General features: G+C 70.5%; 24 protein-coding genes. 9 read left to right on the top strand and 15 right to left on the bottom strand.

Features of this window, described 5'->3' with window-relative positions:
- Positions 1-52 precede the first annotated feature (52 nt).
- Both ACK4YQ_RS08130 and ACK4YQ_RS08125 read right to left on the bottom strand, forming a co-directional pair.
- Positions 53-583 carry a methylated-DNA--[protein]-cysteine S-methyltransferase gene (locus ACK4YQ_RS08130; RefSeq protein ID WP_409610161.1) on the bottom strand — a complete coding sequence of 177 codons (531 nt, stop codon included), beginning with the start codon at positions 581-583 and terminating at the stop codon, positions 53-55.
- Positions 564-2,075 (bottom strand): AlkA N-terminal domain-containing protein, encoded by a 1,512-nt coding sequence (locus ACK4YQ_RS08125; protein ID WP_409610159.1) that lies wholly within the window; start codon positions 2,073-2,075, stop codon positions 564-566. Before ACK4YQ_RS08125 ends, ACK4YQ_RS08130 begins: the two co-directional genes overlap by 20 nt.
- Before the next feature lie 251 nt (positions 2,076-2,326).
- On the opposite strand from ACK4YQ_RS08125, the gene cysD reads away from it, so the two are divergent.
- Together cysD and cysN are read left to right on the top strand one after the other, a co-directional pair.
- Complete coding sequence (gene cysD, locus ACK4YQ_RS08120; protein ID WP_409610157.1) at positions 2,327-3,286, top strand: sulfate adenylyltransferase subunit CysD; 960 nt, start codon at positions 2,327-2,329, stop codon at positions 3,284-3,286.
- Positions 3,286-5,190 carry a sulfate adenylyltransferase subunit CysN gene (gene cysN, locus ACK4YQ_RS08115; protein ID WP_409610155.1) on the top strand — a complete coding sequence of 635 codons (1,905 nt, stop codon included), beginning with the start codon at positions 3,286-3,288 and terminating at the stop codon, positions 5,188-5,190. Before cysD ends, cysN begins: the two co-directional genes overlap by 1 nt.
- Before the next feature lie 12 nt (positions 5,191-5,202).
- Here the strand turns inward: cysN and ACK4YQ_RS08110 are convergent, their stop codons facing one another.
- The 3 genes from ACK4YQ_RS08110 to ACK4YQ_RS08100 all read right to left on the bottom strand — a co-directional run bounded on the left by ACK4YQ_RS08110 (position 5,203) and on the right by ACK4YQ_RS08100 (position 7,628).
- Positions 5,203-5,667, bottom strand: a complete 465-nt coding sequence (locus tag ACK4YQ_RS08110) for a hypothetical protein (RefSeq protein WP_409610153.1) — start codon at positions 5,665-5,667, stop codon at positions 5,203-5,205.
- Positions 5,668-5,707: 40 nt separating this feature from the next.
- On the bottom strand, positions 5,708-6,406 hold the full coding sequence (locus tag ACK4YQ_RS08105; RefSeq protein WP_409610151.1) for a hypothetical protein: 699 nt from the start codon (positions 6,404-6,406) through the stop codon (positions 5,708-5,710).
- Positions 6,407-6,611: 205 nt separating this feature from the next.
- Positions 6,612-7,628 carry a zinc-dependent alcohol dehydrogenase family protein gene (locus ACK4YQ_RS08100; RefSeq protein WP_409610149.1) on the bottom strand — a complete coding sequence of 339 codons (1,017 nt, stop codon included), beginning with the start codon at positions 7,626-7,628 and terminating at the stop codon, positions 6,612-6,614.
- Positions 7,629-7,739: 111 nt separating this feature from the next.
- On the opposite strand from ACK4YQ_RS08100, the gene ACK4YQ_RS08095 reads away from it, so the two are divergent.
- The gene (locus ACK4YQ_RS08095) at positions 7,740-8,384 is read left to right on the top strand and encodes a hypothetical protein (protein WP_409610147.1); all 645 of its coding nucleotides are present in this window, start codon (positions 7,740-7,742) and stop codon (positions 8,382-8,384) included.
- Here the strand turns inward: ACK4YQ_RS08095 and ACK4YQ_RS08090 are convergent.
- The gene (locus tag ACK4YQ_RS08090; RefSeq protein ID WP_409610145.1) at positions 8,350-9,510 is read right to left on the bottom strand and encodes an MFS transporter; all 1,161 of its coding nucleotides are present in this window, start codon (positions 9,508-9,510) and stop codon (positions 8,350-8,352) included. The genes ACK4YQ_RS08095 and ACK4YQ_RS08090 overlap by 35 nt on opposite strands.
- A 23-nt stretch (positions 9,511-9,533) precedes the next feature.
- On the opposite strand from ACK4YQ_RS08090, the gene ACK4YQ_RS08085 reads away from it, so the two are divergent.
- From ACK4YQ_RS08085 to ACK4YQ_RS08070, 4 genes are all read left to right on the top strand, one after another.
- Complete coding sequence (locus tag ACK4YQ_RS08085) at positions 9,534-10,280, top strand: exopolysaccharide biosynthesis protein (RefSeq protein ID WP_409610143.1); 747 nt, start codon at positions 9,534-9,536, stop codon at positions 10,278-10,280.
- Between the two features lie 75 nt (positions 10,281-10,355).
- Positions 10,356-11,636 (top strand): aminotransferase class III-fold pyridoxal phosphate-dependent enzyme, encoded by a 1,281-nt coding sequence (locus ACK4YQ_RS08080; protein ID WP_409610141.1) that lies wholly within the window; start codon positions 10,356-10,358, stop codon positions 11,634-11,636.
- Positions 11,637-11,643: 7 nt separating this feature from the next.
- Positions 11,644-13,074: an amidase gene (locus ACK4YQ_RS08075; RefSeq protein WP_409610139.1), complete on the top strand. Its 1,431-nt coding sequence runs from the start codon at positions 11,644-11,646 to the stop codon at positions 13,072-13,074.
- A gap of 14 nt (positions 13,075-13,088) precedes the next feature.
- Entirely contained in the window at positions 13,089-13,451 is a 363-nt protein-coding gene (locus ACK4YQ_RS08070) for a DUF423 domain-containing protein (RefSeq protein ID WP_409610137.1), read from the top strand.
- Here the strand turns inward: ACK4YQ_RS08070 and ACK4YQ_RS08065 are convergent.
- Positions 13,442-14,668 carry a multidrug effflux MFS transporter gene (locus ACK4YQ_RS08065; protein WP_409610135.1) on the bottom strand — a complete coding sequence of 409 codons (1,227 nt, stop codon included), beginning with the start codon at positions 14,666-14,668 and terminating at the stop codon, positions 13,442-13,444. The two genes, ACK4YQ_RS08070 and ACK4YQ_RS08065, sit on opposite strands and share 10 nt — an antisense overlap.
- Before the next feature lie 110 nt (positions 14,669-14,778).
- Here ACK4YQ_RS08065 and ACK4YQ_RS08060 point away from each other — a divergent pair, with 110 nt between their 5' ends.
- Both ACK4YQ_RS08060 and pip read left to right on the top strand, forming a co-directional pair.
- Positions 14,779-15,759: an alpha/beta fold hydrolase gene (locus ACK4YQ_RS08060; protein WP_409610133.1), complete on the top strand. Its 981-nt coding sequence runs from the start codon at positions 14,779-14,781 to the stop codon at positions 15,757-15,759.
- A 9-nt stretch (positions 15,760-15,768) separates the two neighbouring features.
- Positions 15,769-16,761 (top strand): prolyl aminopeptidase, encoded by a 993-nt coding sequence (pip, locus tag ACK4YQ_RS08055; RefSeq protein WP_409610131.1) that lies wholly within the window; start codon positions 15,769-15,771, stop codon positions 16,759-16,761.
- A gap of 21 nt (positions 16,762-16,782) precedes the next feature.
- Here the strand turns inward: pip and rodA are convergent, their stop codons facing one another.
- The 8 genes from rodA to ACK4YQ_RS08015 form a co-directional block, all read right to left on the bottom strand.
- The gene (rodA, locus tag ACK4YQ_RS08050; RefSeq protein WP_409610129.1) at positions 16,783-17,937 is read right to left on the bottom strand and encodes a rod shape-determining protein RodA; all 1,155 of its coding nucleotides are present in this window, start codon (positions 17,935-17,937) and stop codon (positions 16,783-16,785) included.
- Entirely contained in the window at positions 17,934-19,925 is a 1,992-nt protein-coding gene (gene mrdA, locus ACK4YQ_RS08045; protein WP_409610127.1) for a penicillin-binding protein 2, read from the bottom strand. Before mrdA ends, rodA begins: the two co-directional genes overlap by 4 nt.
- A 12-nt stretch (positions 19,926-19,937) precedes the next feature.
- The gene (locus ACK4YQ_RS08040) at positions 19,938-20,453 is read right to left on the bottom strand and encodes a hypothetical protein (RefSeq protein ID WP_409610125.1); all 516 of its coding nucleotides are present in this window, start codon (positions 20,451-20,453) and stop codon (positions 19,938-19,940) included.
- On the bottom strand, positions 20,450-21,619 hold the full coding sequence (gene mreC, locus ACK4YQ_RS08035; RefSeq protein WP_409610123.1) for a rod shape-determining protein MreC: 1,170 nt from the start codon (positions 21,617-21,619) through the stop codon (positions 20,450-20,452). Before mreC ends, ACK4YQ_RS08040 begins: the two co-directional genes overlap by 4 nt.
- A 65-nt stretch (positions 21,620-21,684) precedes the next feature.
- Positions 21,685-22,728, bottom strand: a complete 1,044-nt coding sequence (locus ACK4YQ_RS08030) for a rod shape-determining protein (protein WP_012522835.1) — start codon at positions 22,726-22,728, stop codon at positions 21,685-21,687.
- Positions 22,729-22,990: 262 nt separating this feature from the next.
- Entirely contained in the window at positions 22,991-24,397 is a 1,407-nt protein-coding gene (locus tag ACK4YQ_RS08025) for a sensor histidine kinase (protein ID WP_409610120.1), read from the bottom strand.
- Between the two features lie 116 nt (positions 24,398-24,513).
- Positions 24,514-25,281: a molybdate ABC transporter substrate-binding protein gene (gene modA / locus ACK4YQ_RS08020; RefSeq protein ID WP_409610118.1), complete on the bottom strand. Its 768-nt coding sequence runs from the start codon at positions 25,279-25,281 to the stop codon at positions 24,514-24,516.
- 3 nt (positions 25,282-25,284) lie between these two features.
- Positions 25,285-26,100 carry a TOBE domain-containing protein gene (locus ACK4YQ_RS08015; protein WP_409610116.1) on the bottom strand — a complete coding sequence of 272 codons (816 nt, stop codon included), beginning with the start codon at positions 26,098-26,100 and terminating at the stop codon, positions 25,285-25,287.
- Between the last annotated feature and the right edge of the window lie 25 nt (positions 26,101-26,125).

Genomic DNA, 26,125 nt, shown 5'->3' with positions numbered 1-26,125 from the left:
AGATCCGGCCAAGCTTAGCCCACCCGCGCCGGCCTAGGAAGGCGAGCGCGGCCTAGCGCTCGAACCGCCCTGCACCCTCGTGCGCAAGGAGCCAGCGCTTGCGGTGCAGCCCCCCGCCGTAGCCCGTCAATGTCCCGTTCGCCCCCACCACCCGGTGACAGGGCACCACCACGCCCACCGGGTTCGCCCCGTTCGCCAGTCCCACCGCCCGCACGGCGGCGGGCTTGCCGATGCGCGCGGCCAGACCGGCGTAGCTGAGCGTGACGCCGGCCGGGATGTCGCACAGGGCCGCCCACACCGCCTTCTGGAAGGGCGTTCCGTTGGTCCGCCAGACCAGCGGCGCCAGCGCCCCGGTCGCGCCGGCGAAATAGGCCTCGAACGCCTCGCGCACCGCCGCAGGCGCGCGGCCCGGCGAGATCTCGGCGCCGGGGTGATGGCGGGCCATGAGCAGGCGCATCCGCGCCTCATAGTCCTCCCAGTCGACGGCGCAGAGCACCCCGTCGGCATCGGTGACGACCAGCGCCCGGCCGATCGGCGTGGCCAGCGCCTCGAGGCGCAGATTCTCAGGCGGCCTCGGCGGCATGGCCCTTCTCCCGGCTTGGCTTGGCGGCGCCGGCCGTATCCGCGGCCCACAGATGCAGGGCCGCATAGGCGCGCCACGGACGCCACCGCTCGGCCCGCGCCAGCAGCTCGCCTGGGGTGGGCCTTCGTCCCTGCGGGTCGGCCATGGCGCGCATCAGCCCGATGTCCCCGTGCGGAAAGGCGTCGGGCTCGCGCAGCTCGCGCATGGCGATGTACTGCGCCGTCCACTCGCCGATCCCCGGCAGGTCCCGCAGGCGCGCCACCGCCTCCTCCAGGCTGCGCCGGGGCGCGAACAGCGCCGGATCACGCACCGCCGCCTCGGCGAGGGCCGTCAAGGTCCGCGCCCGCGAGCGCGGCATGCCGAGGGCGGCGATGTCGGCGCTCGCCAGCCGCTCTGGAGTCGGGAACAGGTGCGTCAGGCCTTCCACAGCGGCGACGCCCGCCCCCAGCGGCTCGCCATACGCCGCCGTCATCCGCCCCGCCAGCCCCCGGGCGGCGACCACTGTGATCTGCTGGCCCAGCACCGCCCGCACCGCCAGTTCGAACCCGTCCCACGCGCCGGCCGCCCGCAGTCCCGGACGCGCCGCGACCAGCGGCGCCAGCGCCGGATCCTCCATCAGGTGCGCGGCGATCGCCTCGGGATCGGCGGTCAGGTCGAACACCCGCCGCACCCGGGCGATCACCGTCGGCAGGGCCGACAGCCGGGCGAACCGGATGGTCGCCTTCAGGAAGTCGCCGTCGCCAGGCTCGACGATCACCACCCCCTGCTCGCCGCCAACCTTCAGGGTGCGCGCATAACGCCGGGCCGACACCGTCTCGACGCCGGGGATGGCGCGCAGGGCCAGGAAGCGGGTCATGCTCTCCCAGTCGTAGGGCGCCCGGTAGCCGAGCTTCAGCGTCACGGCGCCGCCTTCGCCCGCCGCGCCCTCCCGCGATCCGGACCGGCGCAGCGCCGCCGGCGGGCGATCGAACAACTGCTGGAAGGTCTCATTGAACCGCCGAACGCTGCCGAAGCCGGCGGCCAGGGCCACCTCGCTCATCGGCAGTCGGGTCTCGTGGATCAGTTGCTTGGCCAAGAGCACCCGCCGCGTCTGCGCCACCGCCACCGGCGAGGCGCCCAGGTGCTGCTTGAACAGGCGGCGCAACTGGCGTTCGCCCACGCCCAGCCGTTCCGCCAGCGCCTCGACGTCCCCCGCATCCAGCGCGCCCGCCTCGATCAGGCCCAGCGCCCGGGACACCGTGTTCGACGTGCCGCGCCACGAGCCGAGGTCCGGCGAGGTCTCCGGACGGCAGCGCAGGCATGGGCGAAAGCCCGCCTCCTGCGCGGCGGCGGCCGAAGGATAGAAGGTCATGTTCTCGCGCTTGGGCGTTCGCGCCGGGCAGATCGGCCGGCAATAGATCCCGGTGGTCTTCACCCCGCCGAAGATCTTGCCGTCGAACCGCGGATCGCGGGTGACGACCGCGCGGTAGCAGGCCTCGTGGTCCATATCCATGCGCGCCAGGATCGTCCCTCCGCCGCCACCTGTCTCGCGGTTTTCGGACATTCTCGTCGGCCGTCCGGCGGAATTCGGCCGCGTTCTGCACGTACGGTTCCGGGCAGGTGCGGCAGAATTTCTAACGCCGGCCACAAGAAACCGTCCTATTGCTGGACTTGGTCCCGTCACCTAGATCGACGGCGAAGGGGCCCTGCCGCACGCTGCGAACCTGTGGCGGCGGCCTGAACACTATGTGCAAGGTTGCCCGCATGAGCGCCGTCGCCGCGCCTGATCTGAGGCCCATGGCCGCCACGCCCTTGATCACCCCGCAGACGCTGACGCACCTGCAGCGCCTGGAGGCCGAGAGCATCCACATCATGCGGGAGGTCGTCGCCGAGGCCGAGCGTCCCGTGATGCTCTATTCCATCGGCAAGGACTCGGCGGTCATGCTGCACCTGGCGGCCAAGGCCTTCTATCCGTCGCGGCCGCCGTTTCCGCTGCTGCACGTCGACACCACCTGGAAGTTCCGGGCGATGTACGAGATGCGCGAGCGCATGGCCAAGGCGCTCGGCTTCGAGCTCATCGTCCACCAGAACCCCGAGGCCCTGGCCCGCGGCGTCAATCCGTTCGACCACGGCAGCGCCCTGCACACCGACATGTGGAAGACCGAGGGCCTGAAGCAGGCGCTCGACAAGTACGGCTTCGACGCGGCCTTCGGCGGCGCCCGCCGCGACGAGGAGAAGTCACGCGCCAAGGAGCGCATCTTCTCGTTCCGCTCGGCCCAGCACCGCTGGGACCCCAAGAACCAGCGCCCGGAGCTCTGGCGGCTCTACAACGCCCGCAAGAACAAGGGCGAGAGCATTCGCGTGTTCCCGATCTCCAACTGGACCGAGCTGGACATCTGGCAATACGTCCACCTGGAGAACATCCCCATCGTGCCGCTCTACTTCTCCGCCGAGCGGCCGGTGGTCGAGCGCGACGGCGCGCTGATCATGGTCGACGACGACCGCTTCCCGCTGAAGCCCGGCGAGACCCCGCAGATGCGCTCGGTGCGCTTCCGCACGCTCGGCTGCTACCCGCTGACCGGCGCCGTGGAATCGACGGCCGCCACTCTGCCGCAGATCATCCAGGAGATGCTGCTCACCACCACGTCCGAGCGCCAGGGCCGGGTCATCGACCACGACCAGGCCGCGTCCATGGAGAAGAAGAAGCAGGAGGGCTACTTCTGATGGCCCACCAGTCAGCGCTCATCGCCGAGGACATCGACGCCTACCTCGAGGCCCACCAGCACAAGTCGCTGCTGCGCTTCCTGACCTGCGGCTCGGTGGACGACGGCAAGTCGACCCTGATCGGCCGCCTCCTCTACGATTCCAAGATGATCTTCGAGGACCAGCTCGCGGCCCTCGAGGCGGATTCCCGCAAGGTCGGCACCCAGGGCGGCGAGATCGACTTCGCCCTCCTCGTCGACGGACTCGCCGCCGAGCGCGAGCAGGGCATCACCATCGACGTCGCCTACCGCTTCTTCTCCACCGACAGGCGCAAATTCATCGTCGCCGACACGCCCGGCCACGAGCAGTACACGCGCAACATGGTCACCGGCGCCTCGACCGCCGACGCCGCGGTCATCCTGATCGACGCGCGCAAGGGCGTGCTCACCCAGACGCGGCGGCACTCCTATCTGGTCAGCCTGCTCGGCATCCGCCACGTGGTGCTGGCGATCAACAAGATGGATCTCGTCGGCTGGTCGAAGGACGTCTTCGACGCGATCCTCCAGGAATACCGCGACTTCGCCGCCCAGATCGGCCTCAACGACTTCACCGCCATTCCGATGTCGGCCCTCAAGGGCGACAACATCACCACCCGCAGCGACGCCGCGCCCTGGTACGCAGGCCCCGCGCTGCTGCCGCATCTGGAGGCGGTCGAGGTCGAGGACGACCTGCAGGGCAAGCCGCTGCGCATGCCGGTCCAGTGGGTCAACCGCCCCAACCTCGACTTCCGCGGCTTTTCCGGCCTGATCGCCTCGGGAACGGTCCGCCCCGGCGACCGGATCAAGGCCCTGCCCTCGGGCCGCGAAAGCACGGTGACGCGGATCGTCACCATGACAGGGGACCTGCCCATCGCCGTCGCCGGACAGTCGGTGACGATCACCCTGGCCGACGAGATCGACATCTCCCGGGGCGATGTGATCGCCTCGGCCAAGGCGCCGCCCGAGGTCGCCGACCAGTTCGAGGCCACCCTGGTGTGGATGGACGAGGAGGCCATGCTTCCGGGCCGGCCCTACCTCATCAAGATCGGCGCCCGCACCGTCGGCGCCAGCATCACCGAGCCCAAGTGCAAGGTGAACGTGAACACCCTCGAACGTCTCGCGGCCAAGCGCCTCGAGCTCAACGAGATCGGCGTCTGCAACCTCTCGCTCGACGCGCCGATCGCCTTCGACCCCTACGCCGAGAACAAGGACCTCGGCGGCTTCATCCTGATCGACCGGATGTCCAACCGCACGGTCGGCGCGGGGATGCTGCACTTCGCCCTGCGGCGGTCGCAGAACATCCACTGGCAGGCGCTGGACGTCGACAAGACCTCCCGCGCCGCCCTCAAGGCCCAGCGCGGCCGCGTGGTGTGGCTGACCGGCCTGTCCGGCTCGGGCAAGTCGACCATCGCCAACCTGGTGGAAAAGCGCCTGCACGCGAACGGGCGGCACACCTACCTGCTCGACGGCGACAACGTCCGCCACGGGCTCAACAAGGATCTCGGCTTCACCGATGAGGACCGGGTCGAGAACATCCGTCGCGTGGCCGAGGTCGCCAAGCTGATGGTGGATGCGGGCCTGATCGTGCTCGTCTCCTTCATCTCCCCGTTCCGGGCCGAGCGCCGCATGGCTCGCGACCTGATGGCCGAGGGCGACTTCGTCGAGGTCTTCGTCGACACGCCGCTGGAGGTCGCCGAGGCGCGAGACGTCAAGGGGCTCTACAAGAAGGCCCGCGCCGGCCAGTTGAAGAACTTCACCGGCATCGACAGCCCCTACGAGGCCCCGGAGTTCCCGGAAATCCGGATCGACACGACGGCCCTGTCGCCCGCCGAGGCGGCCGAGCGGATCGTCGCCTGGCTGGAAGGCGAGCTCGAATACACGATCTGAGGCCAGGCGGCGTCAGTAGCTCTCGAAGGTGTCCAGTCCCAGGGTCTCAAGCAGGCTTCCAATCGTCGTCACGCCATCGACATCGGCGAGCCGGTTGCGAAGCTCGGCATCGCGGCCCTCTTCGCCTTCGCTCCAGAACTCCGGATGCGCCTTGATCGACGCGCGGGCACGCGCCTGGACCTCCTTCAGGGAGACGGGTTCAAGCGCCTCCAGCTCATGCTCGATCCGGGACTGAGGCGGCGCCCCGAGAAGCCTCGCCAGCGATAGCAGAGGGCCGGCCCGACCGGTCCGCGTCACCGAAAGCACCCTCCAACGCCGGCCGTCGGCGTCAATGAGCTCCATGCCATCCTGCATGCGGTCCTTAAGGGTCATCGAGCCGCACTTTGTCAGCGTGTCCAGGTCCGGCCACCCCCAGATGTCCTCATCCGTCGTGAAGCCGATCACCGGAAAGCGAAAGTCCACCTCTGACGTCTTCATGAGAGCTCCCCTTCCTCACACGCGCCCGCACCGGGCGAAGTCAACGCCGCGCGCCCGGCGGCGTGGGTCTGGCTGAGACATTCTGCACGCTGTCTGCGCCGTAGCCCGCCAGTCCGGCCGGGACTGCCTTCATCCAATCAGTGGTGCCGTACCAGACACGCCGAACCGGATCATACCTTGGCTTTCCGGCCCAACTGCCGGTCAGCCGGCGATGCTGCTCCTTGGGCATGACCTTGAGCAGGGCGTAGTGGTTTCGCGGATCCTGAACGGTGCGCCCGGTCCCCTTCAGCGGAATGGTGTGATGGATCTCCTGCCCCTTGCCGGCCAATCCGCGCCGGCGCAGCGTCTTGGAGGCCGCATTGGCCGTCACGGAGCCCGTCTTGAGAATGCCGATGCCCTTGGACGCGGCCTTCACGCCCTTCGCCGCCACGCCGATCGGCAGTGCGTCGGCCACGGCCATAGCGCCGTTGAACGCCGCACCGGCGTAGTCGCCATCCTGAAGGTCCGCAGCCGCTTCCCAAGCCGGACCGATGACGGGGATGAAGGACTGCGCCGTCGTCGGACGCGGGATATCCGGCCCATCCTGAAAGTTGCGCCATGCGTCCCGGGCAAGCTCCAGCTGCGGGCCGAATCCGTCTTCGGCTTCCCGCTTCGCTCGAAGCTCGCTCATCCGCTGGTCGTAGAGCTCCCCTTCGACATCCGGCACGCTCCGCGGCTGCCCCGTCGGCATTCTCGCCATTTCGCTCTCATCTCCAGATCTAGTCGGCCGCAAGCGAACTCCCGCCGCGCGAGGCGCAACCTGGCTCCTGCATGCGCAACCTCGAATTCGCCGACGCCCCGACAACTCGAAGAGCAGTCTCTCACGCCAACCCTGGATTGTAAAGAACAAAAAGCGAACTCGGATCTCCCCCGGATCGCCGACGCGTGTGGGCGGACGGGTCGCCTCAGAACGCCAGCACGATCTTGCCGAAATGTTCGCCGCCCTGCATCGCCTGGAAGGCCGCCCGCGCCTCGGTCCAGGGGAACACCTTGTCGACCACCGGCCGGATCTGGTGCAGCTCCATCGCCTTGCACATGGCCTCGAACATCGCCCGCGAGCCGACCGACAGCCCCTGCAGCCGCGCGTTGTTGCCGATCAGCACCGCCGGGTTGAAGCCCTCGGCGGCGCCCGCCACTACGCCGATGATCGCGATATGCCCGCCGATGCGCACAGCTCTCAAGCTCTGCTGGATGGTGCCGGCGCCGCCGACCTCCATGACGAAGTCCGCGCCGACCCCGCCGGTCGCTTCCCGCACGGCCTTGGCCCAGTCGGGCGTCGTCTTGTAGTTCACGACATGATCCGCCCCCAAGGCTTTGGCGCGCCTGAGCTTCTCGTCGGACGACGAGGTGATCACCGTCCGATAGCCCGCCGCCTTGGCGAACTGCAGGCCGAAGATCGACACCCCGCCCGTGCCCTGCAGCACCACCGTGTCGCCGGGCTCCAGCCGGGCGTCTTCGAAAAGCCCGCGCCAGGCCGTCAGCGCCGCGCACGGCAGGGTCGCCACCTCGTGGTCGGTCAGAAAGTCGGGAACCTTCGAGACCCCCTCCTGGCTGAAGGTCGCCAGCTCCCGCCCCGCGCCGGGAATCGGGTGACCCAGCGACGACATCAGGTTCTCCAGACGCGCAGGTCCGGCGTTCCAGTTCTGGAAGAACAGGGTCGAGACCCGATCCCCCGGCTTCACCCGCGTCACCCCGGGCCCCACCGCCTCGACGATCCCGCAGCCGTCGGAGAACGGCGTCACCGTCCCGGCCGTGGCGGATCCGCGGCTGTACATCCCGCCCACCATCAGCAGGTCGCGGTAGTTCAGCGACAGCGCGCGCATCCGCACCAGCACCTCGCCATGTCCCGGCGTCGGCGCCTCCACCTCCACCACTTCCAGCCTGTCGACGCCCCAGGGCTCGGCGACTTGCAGCGCGCGCATGGCGATCCTCCTCAATGTTTGGTCCCATAGTCGCGGCGGGGGCCGCCGTCGCAAGCCTGTCGCCGGGGAAGGTCCTGTCGATTTCCGCCCCTGCCGGCCTATAGTCGGCGCATGTCCGTCCCGCGCCTCCTCGTCTGCGGCTTCGATTCATTTCCCGAAGCGCCGCGCAATCCGTCCGCCGCTGTGGTCGAGGCGCTCGGCCGGGACGCCTGGTCGCCGGCGGGCGCCGACGTCGCCTATCTGACCCTTCCGGTCGCCTGGCGCGGATCCGTCGAGGCGATCCTCGTCCGGGCCGCCAGGGAACGCTTTGAAGGCGTCCTCGTGGTCGGCGTTGCGGTCGAGGCCGAGGCCTTCCGCGTGGAGACCCTGGGCCGCAACCACGCCGATCCGACCCGCCCCGACCATGCGGGCGATCTCTGGCCAGCCGCGCTGATCGCCCCCGGCGGGCCAGCGGCCCTGCCGGCCACGGCGCCCTGGCGGTCCATGCTCGCCGCCGTCGCCGAGACCGGCCTGCCCGTCGTCGCCTCCGACGACGCCGGCGACTACCTGTGCAACTTCACCCTCTTCAGGCTTCTGGCCGAGGCGTCCATCCCGGCCGCCGGGTTCCTGCACGTGCCCCAGGCTCGGGAGTGCGCTGCGGAGGCGGCCTTCACCCTCGCCGACATCGACCGGGCCGTGCGCGCCTGTGTCGCCGCCTTCGCCGACGACCTGGCTGCGCCGCTCACGGGTCCAGCCGCTGGACGCCGTACAGCCTGAGTGCGCCGATCAGGCCGATCGCGGCGATCAGCGACATCAGCAGATAGCCCTGCGCGCCGCCACGGTCGTAGATCCAGCCCGAGGCGATGATCGCCAGTCCGCTGAGCAGGCCGCCCGACAGCGCCGAGTTGATCGACTGCGCCGCCGAGGCGTTCGCCGGCGTGGATAGCCGCTCCACCAGTTGCAGCGACGCCAGGAAGGTCGCGGCGAACGACAGGGTGTGCAGCGCCTGCAGCGGAAACAGCGCCCAGAGCGGCGGGGAGAACGCCAGGGCGGTCCAGCGCACCACCGCCGCGGCCCCGCCCAGCACCAGCAGGCGCCTGGGCCCCACGGCGCGCCGCCACGGCTCCATGAACCACATGAAGCCGATCTCCACGGCGACGCCTACGCCCCAGAGCACGCCTGTCAGGGTCTCCGAGACGCCCTGCTGTTTCCAGACCAGCGCGGAAAAGCCGTAGTAGAAGACGTGGGCCGACTGGATCAGCCCCACCGATCCCACCGCCAGCAGGAAGCCCCGGTCCGTCAGCAACCCGCCCAGCCCAGCCATGCGTTCGGAAAGCCGCCCCGGGCCGCTGGTCTCGTGCACCGGATCCGGCGGCAGAAGGAACCGCGCCGCCACGGCCGCCAGTCCGGCTGCGAGCACCGTCCAGACCAGCACAAGGTCCGGCGAGAACCGCACGATCAGCGCCCCGCATCCGACGTTGGCGACGATGAAGGCGGCGGAGCCGATCCCCCGCGGCCAGCCGTAGTTGAAGCCGTCCAGCCGCGCCCGCCGCAGCACGATCACGTCCACCAGCGGCGACATGGTCGACAGCAGCGAGGAGGCGAAGAACCAGACGCCGAACCACCAGAGGAACCCGAACGGCGCGGCCAGCAGCGCGACCGCCAGGGTCGAGGCCACGCCCAGCAGCATCAGGGGGGTCCGTCGCAGATTGAAGCTGTCGGCCCACATGGCCAGGGCCGGCGCGGTCACCGCCCGCGCCAGCATCGGCGCCGCCAGGATCAGGCCGATCTGCGCCCCGCTCAGGCCCTGGTCGGCGAACCATACCGGCATGTAGGGGGAACTCGCGCCCGTGCCGATGAACATTGCGGCGTACATCAGGCCGAGGCGGAGCGGCTGGGGCATTTGGGTCCGCGAAGGAGCGAATCGTGCGTTCCAGCCTGCGCGCGCCGCAGGCGCCGGACAACTGGCTCCAGGCGCGGCGTTTCTTCCGTCCCGCCCCTTCGCCCCTCGCCGCCCTCGTGCTAGCGCCTGGGGCCATGTCTCACCAGTCCCAGGCCGCCAGCGTTTCCGACATCCTTGAACTCGTCGCCGAGCGGAAGGCGCGCAAGGTCTCGATCGGCGACATCCTGGACGCCTTCGGCGACCGCGCCTTCGGAGCGCTGATCTTCGTCTTCGCCGGCCCCCTGGTGCTGCCGATGCCGCCCGGGGTCTCCGCGATCCTCGGGGCGCCCCTGATGTTCGTCACCGCCCAATGGATGCTGGGCCGGCGCACCCTGTGGCTGCCCAAGGTCCTGCTCGAGCGGACCATGAGCATGAGCGACTTCCGCGCCGTGACCGCCAAGATGACGCCCTACCTGAAGCGGCTTGAGCGGCGCCTGAGGCCGCGCCTGACCTTCATGTACAACCGTGTGGGCGACCGGCTCCTGGGGGCGGTCTGCTTCGTCCTGTCGCTCGTGGTGTTCCTGCCGATCCCCTTCGGCAACATGCTGCCGTCCTTCGCCATCGCCGCCTTCGCCATCGGCGCCGCCGAGCGCGACGGCGTGGCTGCGCTCGTCGGCTGGGTCGCGGCGATCCTCAGCGTGCTGGTGCTCGCCGTTCTGTCGCGGGCGATCGTGGTGGCGATCCTCGCCTTCTTCGGGGCCCTGGTCGAAACCCTGCGCATGATCTTCTGATCGTCTCGGGCGGCTTGCGGTTGCGGGCCGGCCCCGGCGGGTTAAGGTCGCCTCAGGTCCGCCAGGGAGGTCGCCATGCCCATCGCCGACAGCCGAGACCGCGCGCTTCGCGCCCGCGCCGAGGCCGTCATCCCCGGCGGCATGTACGGCCACCAGGCCACGGGCCTTCTGCCCGACGACTATCCCCAGTTCTTCGCCCGGGGCGAGGGCGCGCGCCTGTGGGACGTGGACGGCCGCAGCTACCTGGACATGATGTGCGCCTATGGGCCCAATCTCTTCGGCTACGCCCATCCGGAGATCGACGCGGCCTACGTCCGCCAGCTCGGCCTCGGCGACACCCTCACCGGCCCCACCGAACTGATGGTCGCCCTGGCCGAGGCCCTGGTCGCCCAGGTCTCCCACGCCGACTGGGCGATGTTCTGCAAGAACGGCACGGACGCCACCTCCATGGCCCTGGTCGCCGCCCGGGCGCAGACCCGGCGCAAGACCATCGTGCGCGCCAAGGGCGCCTACCACGGCGCGGCCCCCTGGTGCACGCCGCGGGGCGCCGGGGTGCTGGACACCGACCGCGCCCATCAGATCTTCTGCGACTATAACGACGTCGCGAGCCTCGAGGCTGCGGTCGCCCAGGCCGGCGACGACCTCGCCGCCGTCTTCGCCGCGCCGTTCAAGCACGACGCCTTCGTCGATCAGGCCGCGCCCGATCCGGCCTACGCCCGCCGCGCCCGCGAACTCTGCGACGCGCGCGGCGCCATGCTGGTGGTCGACGAGGTGCGTGCGGGCCTGCGCCTGTCGCGCGACTGCAGCTGGTCGCTGGTGGGGGTGCGGCCGGACCTGTCGACCTGGGGCAAGTGCCTGGCCAACGGCCACGCGATCTCGGCGCTTCTCGGCTCCGACAGCGCCCGCAAGGGCGCGGCCTCGATCTACGTCACCGGCTCGTTCTGGTATCAGGCGGCCCCCATGGCCGCGGCGCTGGAGACCCTGCGGCTCGTCCGGGAGACCGACTATCTGGAGCGTCTGGCCGCCCTCGGCGAGCGCCTGCGCGCGGGCCTGGCCGAACGGGCCGCCGCCGCCGGCTTCGGCTTTCGCCAGAGCGGTCCGGTGCAAATACCGCTCTTCCTGTTCGACGACGACCCCGACCTACGCAAGGGCTTCTTCTGGTCCAGCCAGATGCTCGCCCGCGGCGTCTACGTGCACCCCTGGCACAACATGTTCCTCTGCGCGGCGATGACCGAGGCCGACATCGACGGCCTGCTCGATGCGGCCGAGGCCGCCTTCGCCGACCTTCGCCGCGAGGCCCCCGGCCTCGGCGCCGTCGACAAGATGGCGTTCCTGACAGCCGCCGCTTCCAGGTGAGGAGTTCATGAGCTTTCCCGAATTCGCCGACTACGACGGCCTGGGCCTGGCCGCCCTTGTGAAGTCCGGCCAGGTGTCGCCGGCGGAACTGGTCGAAGCGGCCATCGAGCGCATCGAACGCCACAACGGCGCGCTCAACGCGGTGGTCTACAAGGCCTACGACGAGGCCCGCGCCGCCGCCCGCGGCGCCCTGCCCGAGGGGCCGTTCACCGGCGTGCCCTTCCTCATCAAGGATCTGGGGATGCCGGTCGCCGGCTGGCCCCGCACCTCCGGCAGCCGGTTCGCCCGCGGCATCATCGACCAAGACGACGGCGGCCTCACCGCCCGCTACCGCGCCGCCGGCGTGATCCCCCTCGGCAAGACCAACACACCCGAGTACGGCATCACCGGCACGACCGAGAGCGCCCTCCTGGGGCCATGCCGCAATCCCTGGAATCCCGAGCACATCTCCGGCGGCTCCTCGGGCGGCTCGGCTTCGGCGGTCGCCGCCGGCATGGTCCCCCTGGCCCACGCCAGCGACGGCCTGGGCTCGATCCGCATTCCCGCAGCGCTCTGCGGCCTCGTCGGCATGAAGGTCACCCGCGACCGCAACCCGAACCTGCCCGACGGCTTCGACTACGCCGCCGGCTTCGTCGTCGACCACGTGGTCAGCCGCACTGTGCGCGACAGCGCCGCCATGCTGGACGCCAGCGGCTATCCGGAGCCGGGCGCCCCCTACCCCGCGCCGCCCAAGGCGCGGCCCTACGCGCAGGAGATCGAGGCCTCCCCCGGCCGCCTGCGCATCGCCTGGTCCGCCGAGACGCCTAGCGGCAAGCCGATCCACCCCGAGGTTCAGGCGGCGCTTGAACGCACCGCCGCCCTCTTGAAGGGCCTCGGGCACGAGGTGATCGAGCGCGGGCTCGGCATCGACTATCGCGCCCTCTACACCGCCCGCGCCGCGCTCAGCGGCGCCAATTTCGCCGCCGGCATGGCCCGCCTGATCGAGGTCATCGGCCGCGAGCCGGAGGAGGACGAGCTGGAGCCCCTGACCTGGGCCTCGCTCAAGGGCGGCCGCCGCGTCACCGGGGCCGAGGCCCTGCGCAGCCTGCAGGAGCTGCGCATGCTCAACCGCCGCACCCTCGCCGCCTTCGAGGACATCGAGGTCTATCTCTGCCCCGTCACCGGCGCGCCGACGCCCAAGGTCGGCTACATCGATCCGGTCGCCCTGGAGCCCCGGGAGGTCAACCGCCGGCAGGCCGAGGTCTTCCCCTTCACCCCGCCGTTCAACTTCTCCGGCCAGCCGTCCCTGTCGCTGCCTCTGGAGCAGGACAGCGCAGGCCTGCCGATCGGCATGATGTTCACCGGCCGCTACGCCGACGAAGCCACCCTCTTCCGCCTCGCCGCCCAGCTCGAGAAGGAAGCCCCCTGGAAGGACCGCCGCCCGGCGCTCTGGAACTAGGTCGAACCAAGCCCATGCGCATCTGGATGATCCTGGCCGCCCTCGGCGGCTTTCTCGGCGTGGCCGGCGGCGCCTTCGGGGCGCACGGGGTGCAGGACCCGCAGGCCAAGGAGTGGCTGCGCACCGGCGCGCTCTACGCCATGGTCCACGTGCTGGCGTGCTTCGCGAGCCTGGCCCTCGTCGCCGCCGGCGCCGAGCGGGCCCGCCTGGCGCCGGCCCTGTTCCTTCCGGGGGTGCTGGTCTTCGCCGGCAGCCTCTACGCCATGGCGCTCGGCGCGCCCCGCTGGTTCGGCGCGATCACGCCGATCGGCGGCCTGCTCTTCCTGGCCGGCTGGGTGGTGCTGGCCTGGGCCGCCTTCCAGCTCGATCAGGGCTGAGCGGCAGGCGGCTCGGGCGCCAGCGCCAGGAACCTCAGCGCCAGCGCCGACCCCGCCATCGCCGCGAACATGATCAGCGCCATCGGCCGGGCGGTGCCGTCGTGCAGCAGGCCAGACAGGCTGGAGGCCGCCGCCCCCATGGCGAAGGAGACCGCCCCCATCAGCGCCGAGGTCGAGCCCGCGCGCAACGGATCGACGCTGAGCGCGCCCGCGGTGGCGTTGCCTTGCATGAAGCCGTAGGTCGCCAGGAGCGCGAACAGCAGCGGCAGGATCGTCCCCGGACCGCCAAGGCCGGAGACGGCGGCCAGGGCCAGCACTCCGCCCAGGCCCACGGCGATCACGCTGGCCCGCGAGAGGACCCGGTCCGGCGTCGTCCAGCGCAGGATCATGCGGTTGACCTGGCCCGCCGCGATCAGCCCGGCCGCGTTCAGCCCGAACACCCAGCCGAACTGGCCTGGCGAAATCCCGTAGGCGCCGATCAGCAGCTCCGGCGAGGCCGAGATATAGGTGAAGAGCGTCGCCCCGTTGAACGCCCCCGCCAAGGCGTACCCCACCAGCCGCCGGCGCTGCAGAAGCGCCAGATAGGACCGCAGGGGGGTCTCCGAACGCGCCTGGCGCGCCGTCTCCTCCGATCGGGATTCGGTGAGACGCAGGGCCGAGGCGACGCCGACGCATACGCCGAACACCGCCAGGATCCAGAAGATCGCCCGCCAGCCCGCCAGCGCCAGCACAGCCCCGCCGGCCAGCGGCGCCAGCACCGGGGCCAGCCCCATCACCAGCATCAGCAGCGACAGCATCCGCGCCGTCTCCACATGGTCGAAGCGGTCGCGGACGACTGCGCGGGCGACGACCGCCCCGGCGCATCCGCCCAGGGCCTGGACGAAACGCGCCCCGATCAGCATCTCCGGCGACGTCGCCAGGGCGCAGGCCGCCGAGGCCGCCACATAGACGACCACGCCGACCAGGATCGGGCCGCGGCGCCCGAAGCGGTCGGAGGCGGGGCCGTAGATGAGCTGGCCGATCGCCATGCCGGCGAGGAAGGCCGACACCGTCGCCTGGGTCTGTCCGGAGCTCGCCGAAAGGGCCTCGCCGATCGTCGGCAGGCTCGGCAGGTACATGTCGATCGACATCGGCGCGAACGCCGTCAACGCCCCCAACAGGATCACCAAGCCCCAGGGGGTGGCCTGCGCCCGCGACTCGCCTTGATCGATCGTCATCGTTCCCTTCTAGCCGCGCTCACGCAAAGGCGAAGCTTGAAACCCTTGCGCCGGGGCTTCGCCCTCGCCACCGTGCGCGCAACGCTCGTCAGAAGTCAGGAAACGCCTGCATGTCCAATCCGTCCCCTCAGATGCCGCCGGTCCGGTCCGCCAAGGTCAACGGAATCGAGATGGCCTACTACGAGGTCGGACCGCGGGAGGGCGTGCCGGTCGTGTTCTGTCACGGCTTTCCGGAGATCGCCTATTCCTGGCGCCACCAGCTCGCCGCCTTCGAGGCCGCCGGCCGCTGGGCGATCGCCCCCGACCAGCGGGGCTACGGCGGAACTTCGCGTCCGCAGGCGGTCGCCGACTACGACATGGAGCACCTGACCGGCGACCTCGTCGGGCTGCTCGACCACCTGGGCGTGGAGAAGGCCATCTTCTGCGGCCACGACTGGGGCGGGCTGATCGTCTGGCAGATGCCCCTGATGCATCCGGACCGCTGCGCCGGCGTTATCGGCCTCAACACGCCCTTCCTGCGCCGTGCGCCCATCGATCCGATCGCCGGCATGCGCGCCGCCTTTGGCGAGGAGATGTACATCGTCTGGTTCCAGAAGCCGGGCGAGGCCGACGCCGCTCTCGCTGAGGACGTCGATAAGACGATGCGCTTCTTCATGCGCCGCCCCGGCGCGACCGTCGCCGCCCCGCCGCCCGGGCAGGAGCGCCCCACCTTCGCCTTCGGGCCGGCGCTGAAGGCCTGGGACAAGTCCGACGCCGCCCACCAGCTTCTGTCGCCCGAGGAGCTGAAGGTCTTCGTCGACACCTTCGAGCGCACAGGCTTCACCGGCGGGATCAACTGGTACCGGAACTTCACCCGCAACTGGGAACGCTCCGCCGACCTGCCCACGCGGATCGACGGCCTGCCCTGCCTGATGATCATGGCCGAGAACGACGCCGTGCTGAGCCCGGCCATGGCCGAGGGGATGGAGGACGTGATCGGCGACCTGGAGAAGGCGCTGGTGAAGGGCTCGGGCCACTGGACGCAGCAGGAGAAGCCCGAAGAGGTCAATCGCCTCATCCTCGACTGGATGGGCCGCAGGTTTCCGAAGTAGAACAGCCGCATGGAACGCGCCACGCCGCCCCCAGCCTTCGCCTCGACGTCCAACCGGCGCGGGCTCTTCGCCGAGAACGAGCCCTTCGCCTATGGCTGGCTGCCGCCCCGCGACGGCCACGAGGTCTTCTACGAGGAATGCGGGCGGCCCGACGGCAAGCCCTGCGTGATCCTGCACGGAGGCCCGGGCGGGGCGATCAACCCGACCATGCGGCGCTTCTTCGATCCGGCGAAGTGGCGCATGGCCCTTTTCGACCAGCGCGGGTGCGGGCGTTCGCGCCCCAACGCCTCCCTCGAGCACAACACCACCTGGACCCTGATCGAGGACATCGAGCGCCTGCGCGAGCACCTCGGAATCGAGAAGTGGACCGTGTTCGGCGGCTCCTGGGGATCGACCCTGGCGCTGGCCTACGCCATCACCCACCCCGAGCGGGTCGAGGGCCTCGTCCTGCGGGGGGTCTTCCTGCTCACCGAGCGGGAGCTCAGGTGGTTCTACCAGGACGGCGCGTCGTTCCTGTTTCCCGACGCCTGGCAGAAGTTCGCCGCCCCGATCCCGCCCGCCGAGCGCGGCGACATGATCGGCGCCTATCACAAGCGCCTCACCCATTCGGACCGCCGCATCCAGGCGGAGGCCGCGGCGGCCTGGAGCCAGTGGGAAGGGGACACCATCTCGATCCGCGGCCCCGAAGCCCGCCCCTCCAAGTTCAACGAGGTGGATTTCGCCATCGCCTTCGCGCGGATCGAATGCCACTTCTTCGTCAACCACGGCTTCTTCCCGGAAGAAGGCTGGATCCTGAAGAACGTCCACAGGATCCGCGACATCCCGGGCTGGATCGTCCAGGGCCGGTTCGACGTGGTCACGCCGATGGAGGCGGCCTGGAATCTGAAGACCGCCTGGCCGGAGGCCCGGTTCGAGGTGATCTGGGACGCCGGCCACGCCTCCACCGAGCCGGGCATCGTCGACGCCCTGGTGCGGTCGACGGACCAGGCGCTGAAGCGCTGACCGGCGGGCGGCGCGGGGCGCCTACAGCAGGCTGCCCTTGCCGCTGCTCACTTCCGAATAGCGGTGCACGCGCACCGACTGCACCATGCCGAAGCCGATCATGACCGTCAGCATGACGGTGCCGCCGTAGGAGAGCAGCGGCATCGGCACCCCCACCACCGGGGCCAGGCCCATCACCATGGCCCCGTTGATCAGCACGTAGAAGGCGAAGGTCGCCGTAGAGCCCGCCGCCGCCAGCCGCCCGAAATGGCTGTGGGAGATGTAGGCCGTGCGCAGCGCCATGAAGATCACCGCCGCATAGAGGATCAGCACCGATACGCAGCCTACGAAGCCGAACTCCTCGGCCAGGGTGGCGAAGATGAAGTCGGTGTGCTTCTCGGGCAGGAAATTGAGCTGGCTCTGCGACCCCAGGCCGTAGCCCTTGCCCAGGAGCCCGCCCGAGCCGAGGGCGATCTTCGACTGAAGGATGTGGTAGCCCGAGCCTGACGGATCGCTCTCCGGATCCAGGAAGGTCATGACCCGCTTGCGCTGGTAGTCGTGCATCACGAACATCACCATCGGCGGGATGGCCACCAGCACCGAGCCGATGATCGCGCCGATGATCCGCCAGGACAGGCCCGCCAGCACCATGATCGCCCCGCCGGTCAGGGCGATCAGCATCGCCGTGCCGAGGTCGGGCTGGTGAGCCACCAGGAGCACCGGCGCCCCGATCATCGCGGCGGGAACCAGCAGCCACCAGCTCATCCGTGCGCTATCGGCCGACATGCCGTGGTAGAAGCGCGCCAGGGCCAGGACGATGCCGATCTTCATGATCTCGGACGGCTGGAAGCTGATCACCCCCAGGTCCAGCCAGCGCTGCGCGCCCATGCGCACGTCGCCCACCGCCTCCACCGCCACCAGAAGCAGGAGGCCCACGCCGTAGATCGGATAGGCCAGGGCGAACCAGACCCGCAGGTCGATCATCGCCAGCGCGACCATCAGCACAAAGCACAGGCCGAAGCGGATCAGGTGCTTGGCCGCCCACGGCTCCCAGGAGCTGCCGGCGACCGAGAACATCATCAGCGCTCCGGCGCCGGCGATCAGGGCCAGCAACAGCCCGAAGGTCCAGTCGAACTCGCTGATCTTGACGATCAGCCGGTCGCGCTCGCCGGGTCGCGTAAGGGCGCTGACGGTCATGTTTCGGTTCCGGTGGGCGAAGGCTCGGCGGCCGGCGGCGCGACGGTGGGGTCCTCGGGCGCGGCGCCGATCAGGTCCTCCTCGGGGGCGACCTCCGGCATCGGCAGCGGCTTTTCCACCCGAACCCGGATTTCAGGGTCCTTGAGCAGGGCCACCCGCATGATCTCGCGCGCCCGGGGCGCAGCAGCGGTCGATCCGCCCATGCCGTGCTGGACGATCACCGAAATGGCGTAGCGCGGGTCGTCGACCGGGGCGAAGGCCACGAACAGGCCGTGGTCGCGATAGCGCCAGGGCCCGCCCTTGCCGCGGGGACTGCCGCTGGAATAGGAGCGCACCTGGGCCGTGCCGGTCTTGCCGGCCATCAGCACGTCGCCCAGGCCGAGCTGGCTGGCGCGATAGGCCGTGCCGCCGGCTTCCGTCACCGCGGCCATGCCGGCTCGGACCCGCTCGATGTTCTCCGGCGGAAACGGCAGGTCGGGGACCGCCGAGCCGGCCGGCATCTCCTTGCCGCCGATCGCCTTGATCAGACGCGGATTGAGCGCCTTGCGCCCGTTGGCCAGGCGGGCCGTCATCACCGCCAGCTGCAGGGCGTTGACCGTCAGATAGCCCTGGCCGATGGCGTAGCTGAGGCTCTCGCCGGGAAACCACTTCTGCTGGGCGGGATTGCTCTTGTAGTAGCGCTTCTTCCAGTCGGTCGACGGCACGATCCCGGCCTTCTGGCCCGAGATGCCGATGTCGAAGGTCTGGCCCAGGCCGAACGCCTTGGCCACCTTGGCGATGCGGTCCGGCCCGATGCGGTTCGACATCGAATAGAACCAGACGTCGCAGGAATTCTTGATCGCCTCGTGCAGGTTCTGCACGCCATGTCCGCCGCGCTTGTGGCAGTGGAAGTAGCGGCCGCCGAAGTACATGCCGCCGCCGCAGAAGACGGTCTCCTCCGGATTGATCCCCGCCTCCAGGGCGGCCAGGGCGGTCATGGTCTTGAAGGTCGAGCCCGGCGGGTAGAGGCCCGACATGGCCTTGTCCAGCAGGGGCTTGCGCTCATAGTTGGCGAGGGCGCGGTACTCCGCCCCGGTCAGCCCCCGCACGAAGCGGTTGGCGTCGAAGCTCGGCGCCGAGGTCATGCACAGAAGATCGCCGGTGCGGCAGTCGATCATCACCGCCGCGCCGCTCTCCTCGCCGAACACCTCCAGGGCGCGGTTCTGGATGTCGACGTCCAGGGTGAGCTGGATTTCCTTGCCCGCCGTCGCCGGAATGTCCCCTTCCGGGTCCTGGCGCACCTCGCGCCCGTTGGCGTCCACCTCCACCTTCTTCGCCCCGGGCTTGCCCCGCAGCGACAGGTCGAAGGCCTTCTCCACCCCCTGGCGGCCGATCCGGAAGCCGGGGTGCAGTAGGATCGGGTCCGAGTTGGGGCCGGTTTCGGTCAGGTCCTCCCGATTGACCTTGGCCACGTAGCCGATCACGTGGGCGAACGCCCCGCCATGCGGATAGACGCGCACCTCCCCCATGTCGGCCGTCACGCCAGGCAGTTCGGGCGTGCGCACGTTGACGGCGCTGAACTGCTCCCAGCTCATGTCCTCCATCACCGAGACGGGCACCCGGCGCGGCGTGCGCTCGATCTCGCGCAGCAGCCGCTTCTGCCGCTCGTCGTCCAGCGGCACGTAGTTCGCCAGCGTCTTCAGCATCGCCGGAGCGTCGGTCGTCTTGTCCCGAGTGACCAGCAGCCGGAAGTTCGGCCGGTTCGAGGCCAGGACGGCTCCGTTGCGGTCGGTGATCAGCCCGCGGGGCGGCGGAACCAGCTTGTAGTTGAACTGGTTGGAGGCCGACAGCTTCTGGTACCGCTGGGCTTCCACCAGCTGCAGGTGCGCCAGCCGGCCGCCAAGGGCGGCGATGCCGGCGCCGGCCAGCCCGCCCATCAGCACCGAGCGGCGGTGGAAGACGCCCTGCCGCTCGTTGACTTCGGAAAAGAAGATGGACGGCTCGGCCATCCCCGCAGCCCCCTAGCGGAATCTCACGTCGGCGTCCTCGAAGCGGTCGATGAGCCGGTCCGCGAACGGATAAAGTAGAATTGTGGCGAGCAGTTGCCAGCCCACGCTCACCAGGTTCGGCGCCTGCCTGGCGTCCACCATGCTGAGCAGATAGGCCGCGCCCATGGCGATGGTGCACGTCGCCGCATACCAGGCCCACATCATCGGCCGGCTCTGCCCGGCCATCATGTTGCGGCTCGCCAGCACCACGCCGTAGGCCACCAGCAACGCCAGCGCCCACAGGCCCAGCGAGCCGCCCCAGAAGACGTCCAGGAACAGGCCCATGAACAGGATCGCCGCAGGCGCGATGATCGAGGGCCGGATGACGGCCCAGGCGAAGGCCAGGATCATCGGCAGCACCGGCTCGGGCAGGCGCAGGCCGAACAGCCGCATCGGGACGGCCAGCAACACCGTCACCGCCAGACATTGCAGCAGCGGCACGCCGAGCCAGCGCCAGGGCGTCAGCGGTTGGGCGGCCGAATAGCTCATGGCGTGGGCGGCCCTGCGGCGGCCGGCGGCGTCTCACTCGGCCTCGCCGCCGGCGCGGGGACGGTCCGGTTGGGCGGCGGGGTCGCGGGGGGGGCCGCACTGGTCGGCCGCGACGCCGACGGCGGCGCCGTACTGCGTTGGGCCGGGGGTGTGGTCTGGGCCGTCGCCGGCGTCCTGGGCGCGGACTGCGCGGAGGCCGGCGCGGCCGGCTGCGGCGTCGCGGCGGGCCTCGTCGCCGACGGGGCGGGAACCTGCATGCTCGCCTCGGGCGGGGTCGCCGCCGGCGGCGGGGTCATCCGGTCCAGTTCCTGGGCGTCGACCAGTTGGGCGAAGTCTTCGAACAGCAGGATCCGCACGAAGTCGATGGGGGCGGCGTCGGAGGCCAGCACCACGCGCCACTCCCCGTCCAGGCCCTTCACTGCCACGCCCACCGGCAGGCCTCGCGGCATCAGGCCGCCGTCGCCGGAGGTGAGGATGCGGTCGCCCTCGCGCACCGGGTCCTTGCCGCGCAGGTATTCGAGCTTGGGGTTGGGTCCGCCGTCCCCGGTCAGGATCGCCCGGGCGTTGGTGCGGTCGACCATCACCGGGACCCGCGAGGCGATGTCGGTCAGCAGCAGGATCCGGCTCGCGCCCTTGGTCACCCCGATCACCCGGCCGACGATGCCGTTCTCGCTCATCACCGGATTGCCTTCGCGCACGCCCCGTTCGGACCCGGCGTTGGCCAGCCGCGTGTTGGCGAAGGGCCCGCGCGCGTCGGTGACCACCCGGGCCGTGGCCATCGGCACCGGCGGATCGGTCTTCAGGCCCAGTATGGTCTTGTAGCGTTCGTTGGTGTCGCGCAGCGCGATCGCCACGTCCTTCCACTGGCGCATCTCGGCCAGCTCCGCCTTCAGGCGGCGGTTCTCCGAGACGGCGAAGAAATACCCCCCCACCGTCTTTGCCCCCACGCCCACCCAGCGCCCGGGCGCCGAGAGCACCCCGCCGACAGGCGTCGCCACCGCGTCGGTCACGCGGCGTGTCACGCCGTAGGCCTCCGACTGGAAGCGCTCGCGGCGGTCGCTCAGCAGGAAGGCCGCAGCCGCCACGGCCGCCACCACCAGGGCGATGCCGGCCGTCCAGGTCAGAGGGACCTTCAGATCACCGAACTGGTTGTCCCGCAGGGGCACTTAAGGGTCGTCTCCAGGGGCTGTCGAAGCCGCCGCCCTGCGAGGGCCGGCGCGATTCGCTCGCCTCAGGCTAGAGTGGACTCCAGCACGCCCTTCATCCACTTCGGATGTTCGAGCACCTTGCCGCACCCGAGCGCCACGCAGGACAGCGGATCGTCCGCCACCGTCACCGGCAGGCCGGTGTGGTCGCGGATCTCGGCGTCCAGCCCGCGCAGCAGCGCGCCGCCGCCCGTCAGCATGATGCCCTTGTCGGCGATGTCCGACGCCAGTTCCGGCGGGGTGGCTTCCAGGGCCATCTTCACCGCGTCGACGATCTGGCCCACCGGCTCTGACAGCGCGTCGGAGGCCTGCTTCTCGCTGATGCGCACCTCGCGCGGCACGCCCTGCATCAGGTCGCGGCCCTTGACCTCGATCGACAGGCCCTCGCCGTCGGCCGGCGCGCGGGCGGTGCCGATCTCCTTCTTGATCCGCTCGGCCGTGGTCTCGCCGATCAGGAGGTTATGGTTGCGGCGCATGTAGCTGATGATCGCCTCGTCCATCTTGTCGCCGCCGACGCGGACCGAACGCGAATAGACGATGCCCGACAGCGACAGCACGGCCACCTCGGTGGTGCCGCCGCCGATGTCCACAACCATCGAGCCGGTCGGCTCATGGATCGGCAGGCCGGCGCCGATCGCCGCGGCCATCGGCTCGTCGATCAGGCCCACGCGGCGTCCGCCGGCGTTCAGGCAGGAATCGTTGATGGCGCGGCGTTCCACCGCAGTCGCGCCCGACGGCACGCAGACAATCACCTTCGGGTTCACGAAGCCCTTGCGGTTGTGAACCTTGCGGATGAAGTACTTGATCATCTCCTCGGCGACTTCGAAGTCGGCGATCACCCCGTCGCGCATCGGGCGGATGGCTTCCATGTGCCCCGGGGTGCGTCCCAGCATCTGCTTGGCCTCGATGCCCACCGCGTGCACCACCTTGCGGCCGCCCACGTTGCGCAGCGCCACCACCGACGGCTCGTTCAGCACTATGCCCTTGCCCTTCATGTAGATGAGGGTGTTGGCGGTGCCGAGGTCGATGGCGATATCGTTCGAGATAGCGCCGAAGAGGGACGAGATCATTTAGTGCCCTGGAAGGAAAGCGAGCTGGAACGGCGGGTCCGCGAAGCCCGGGCCGCAGGTTCCCGCGCCCCGATTGCTGGAGCGCCTGACCGCCCAGCCTCCGCTGTCAGACTCCCGTCCGTGTGCCCTGCCATCTGGTCGAATTCAAGGCTTATTGAGGCGGGCATGGTCAAGGACCTCGCACTTCGACGGACGTCGCCCGCAGCGTGCAGCGATTCGCCGCCGGCGCCTCAGGGTGGCGGGTGTCGCACCCCGGCCGGGCTCAGGCGTCCGCGGGCGCGCCCTGCCGCCACGCCGGAAGGCGCAGCGTGCAGCTCAGCCCGTCCGGCGCGAAGTCCAGGTCCGCCCGCCCGCCGAGCTCGCGGCTGAGCGCCGCCTCCAGGAAGCGGCGGCCGAATCCCCGCCGCTGCGGCGGCGAGACCGCCGGCCCGGCGCTCTCGCGCCAGGTCAGCACCAGCGCCCCGGCCGCGTCCGTCGCCCAGCCCACGCGAAGCTTTCCCGTCGGCGTCGACAGGGCGCCGAAGCGCTCGGCGTTGGCGGCCAGTTCGTGCAGGCCCATGGCGATGGTCACCGCCGCCCGCGGGCTGATCCGCGTCGGCTCGCCGTCTACGGTCAGGCGCGCCCCATCGACGGGCGACAGGACGGCCATGGCCAGGGACTTCAGGTCCGCATCGTTCCAGTGGCGTTGCGCCAGCTGGTCGTGGGCCTTGCTCAGCGCCAGCAACCGCGCCTCGAAGGCGGCGGCCATGGCGGCCGGATCGCTGTCGCCGCGAAAGCTCTGCCCGGCCAGGGACTGCACCGTCGCCAGGGTGTTCTTCACCCGGTGGTTCAGTTCGTCCAGCAGCACCTTCTGGCGCTCTTCGGCCAGCCTGCGTTCGGTGATGTCGACCAGCATGTTGATCGCCCCGACCAGCCGTCCGCCCTCGTCATAAAGCGGCGTGGGATAGGAGATCACCGATCCCTTCAGGCCGTCCGGCCGCTCATAGGCGAGTTCCCGCCCCCCGGCCGCCTGCCCCCGCAGCACGGCCGCCGCCAGCGGAGACTCCTCGCGTCCCATCGCCCGCCCGTCGGGATGGAAGCGCGCCTGGAAGGCGCACCACCGCTCGTCCGCTGCGGGCCGGCGGCCCCAGAGCACCTCCGCCGCCGGATTGAACGAGCGGATGCGTCCCTCAGGATCCGTCCAGTACACCGCGACCGGCGAGGTCTCGAACATCCTGCGCGCCCAAACCCGCTCCTTGCGCAGATCGGTGCGGGCCTGGCGGATGCCGTTGATGCTCTGGAAGCACACCACCGCTCCCGCAGCCGTCCCCTTGGCGTTCAGCACCAGGTCGGCGTTGGTCAGAAGGTGGACCCGGGTCCCGTCCCGGCCCGTCACTGAGACCTCGCGGTCACGCACGGCCTCTCCGCGGCGCAGAACCTCCCGCACCGGCGGCTCGCGTTCCTCTCCGCCCAGGTCCGCCCCGCCGCTCAGCGCGGCCGCGAGGACGCCCTCGCCCAGGCCCTCGGCGGCGATCTCCGCGGCGCGGCGGTTCGCCCGCACCAGCCGCCCGTCGAGGTCGTAGAGGTGGACCCCCGCCGGCAGGTGCTCGAGCAGCGGCTCCCACCTGGGAAGCGCCGGCGCCGGGTTCCCGGGGGGAGCTCGGCCACGCGTCATTCTAGTCTGGCGCATCGCTTGTCCCCCGAGCGACGTCGCCGCACGTGCTGCGGCGATAGGGCACTAAGGGGCGGCGGGCGCGTTGGTTCCGGAACGGCGCCGCTTGTTTCCCCGGGGGTGCGGCTCGCGGTTCAACGGCGCGGGATGGTGAAGCCGTAGCCCTGGAACGTCCGCGCCGCCTGGGCGCTGGCCATGAAGGCCAGGAACCGGTTTGCCTCGCGGCTGCGGGAGGCGGTGGTGAGGGCGGCGGGATAGACGATCGGCGGATGCGTCGCTTCCGGAAAGACGCCGACGACGCGCACTCTCGGCTCGATCTTCGCGTCCGTGGCGTAGACCACCCCCAATGGCGCCTCGCCGCGAGCGACGTATTGCAGCGCGGTGCGCACGTTCTCGGCGTCGACCACGCATCCCTGGACGTCCCTCCACAGGCCCAGGCGGGCCAGGGCGGCCCTCGCGTACTTGCCCGCCGGCACCTGCGCGGCAGCCAGCGCCAGTCGCTCGCGCCCGAGGGCCGGTCCGATCGGCGCTCCCGGCGCGATCCGCAAGCGGGTGCGCGAATTCGCCGGCGCGATCAGTACAAGGCGATTGCGCAGCAGGTCCCGCCGGCTGGCCGGGGCGATCAGCCCGCGGTCGGCCAGATAATCCATCCATTCGGAGTCGGCCGAGACGAAGATGTCGGCCGGCGCCCCCTGCTCGATCTGCCGGGCGATGGCCGAGGTTGCCGCATAGGACACCCTCACCTTCACGCCGGTCCTGACCTCATAGGCCTTTCCAATGTCGTCCAGAGCGTCTTTCAGGGAGGCGGCCGCGAACACCGTCACCGTCTGCGCCGACGCCGGCGGGGCGCTCAGCGCCCAGGCCAGGACCAGGGCCGCGAACCAGCGCAGGACTGCCGCCACGCCCTACTCCACCGCCAGGATGACGTGCGGGGCCTTGATCAGCGCGATGGCCGCGGCGCCCGGCCTCAGGTCCAGCGCCTCGGCGCTCTGGCGGGTGATCGTCGCCGTCAGCGTCTTGCCGTGGGCGAGCTCCAGGGTGACCTCGCTGTTCACCGCCCCGTCCTCCCGGCGGCTCACCACGCCCGCCAGTTGGTTCCGCGCGGAAGTGCGCAGCCCTTCCCCCACCGCCAGGGTGATGAAGCTCGACTTGATCAGGGCCACGGCCGCCACGCCGGGCCGAAGGTCGAGTTCGGCGACGCTTTGCCGGGTCGCCACGGCCACGATCCGCACCCCCGGCGCGACCTCCAGCGCCACCTCGGCGTTCACCGCCCCGTCCGTCACCTCCACGACCACGCCCTTCAAGGCGTTGCGCGCGCTGGTCCGCATGCCGAGGCTCCAGATCAGGTCCTGGGTTTCGCCGCCCTCGCCGACCACGGTCTCGAGGCGGGCGAGCGTGGTCGCCAGTTCCCTCTGCAGGGTGCGAAGGCCTGTGGCGACCGCGCGGCCCCGCGCAGTCAAGCTCGCCGAGCCCCCGCCGCCGCCGCCGGCCCGCGTCTCGATCAGCGGGCCGTCGAACAGGTTGTTGAGCGCCTGGGCGGCGTCCCACGCCCCCTTGTAGGACAGCCCCAGCCGCTTGGCTGCGGCGCTCAGGGAGCCGGTCTCGTCGATCGCGTCCAGAAGCGCCACGCGCTCGGCGCCCACGCGGCCGCCGAGGCCGCGGCGCAGGACCAGGGAGGCGTGCAGGGGCGTGGCGTCGTCCATGGCGTTATGTAGCCACACTTCATAACGCCATGGCAAGCGGTTC

Origin of the sequence: Phenylobacterium sp., assembly GCF_046291545.1 — a bacterium.
Classification (GTDB): domain Bacteria; phylum Pseudomonadota; class Alphaproteobacteria; order Caulobacterales; family Caulobacteraceae; genus Phenylobacterium.
This window is presented reverse-complemented; position numbering and strand designations above follow the sequence as displayed.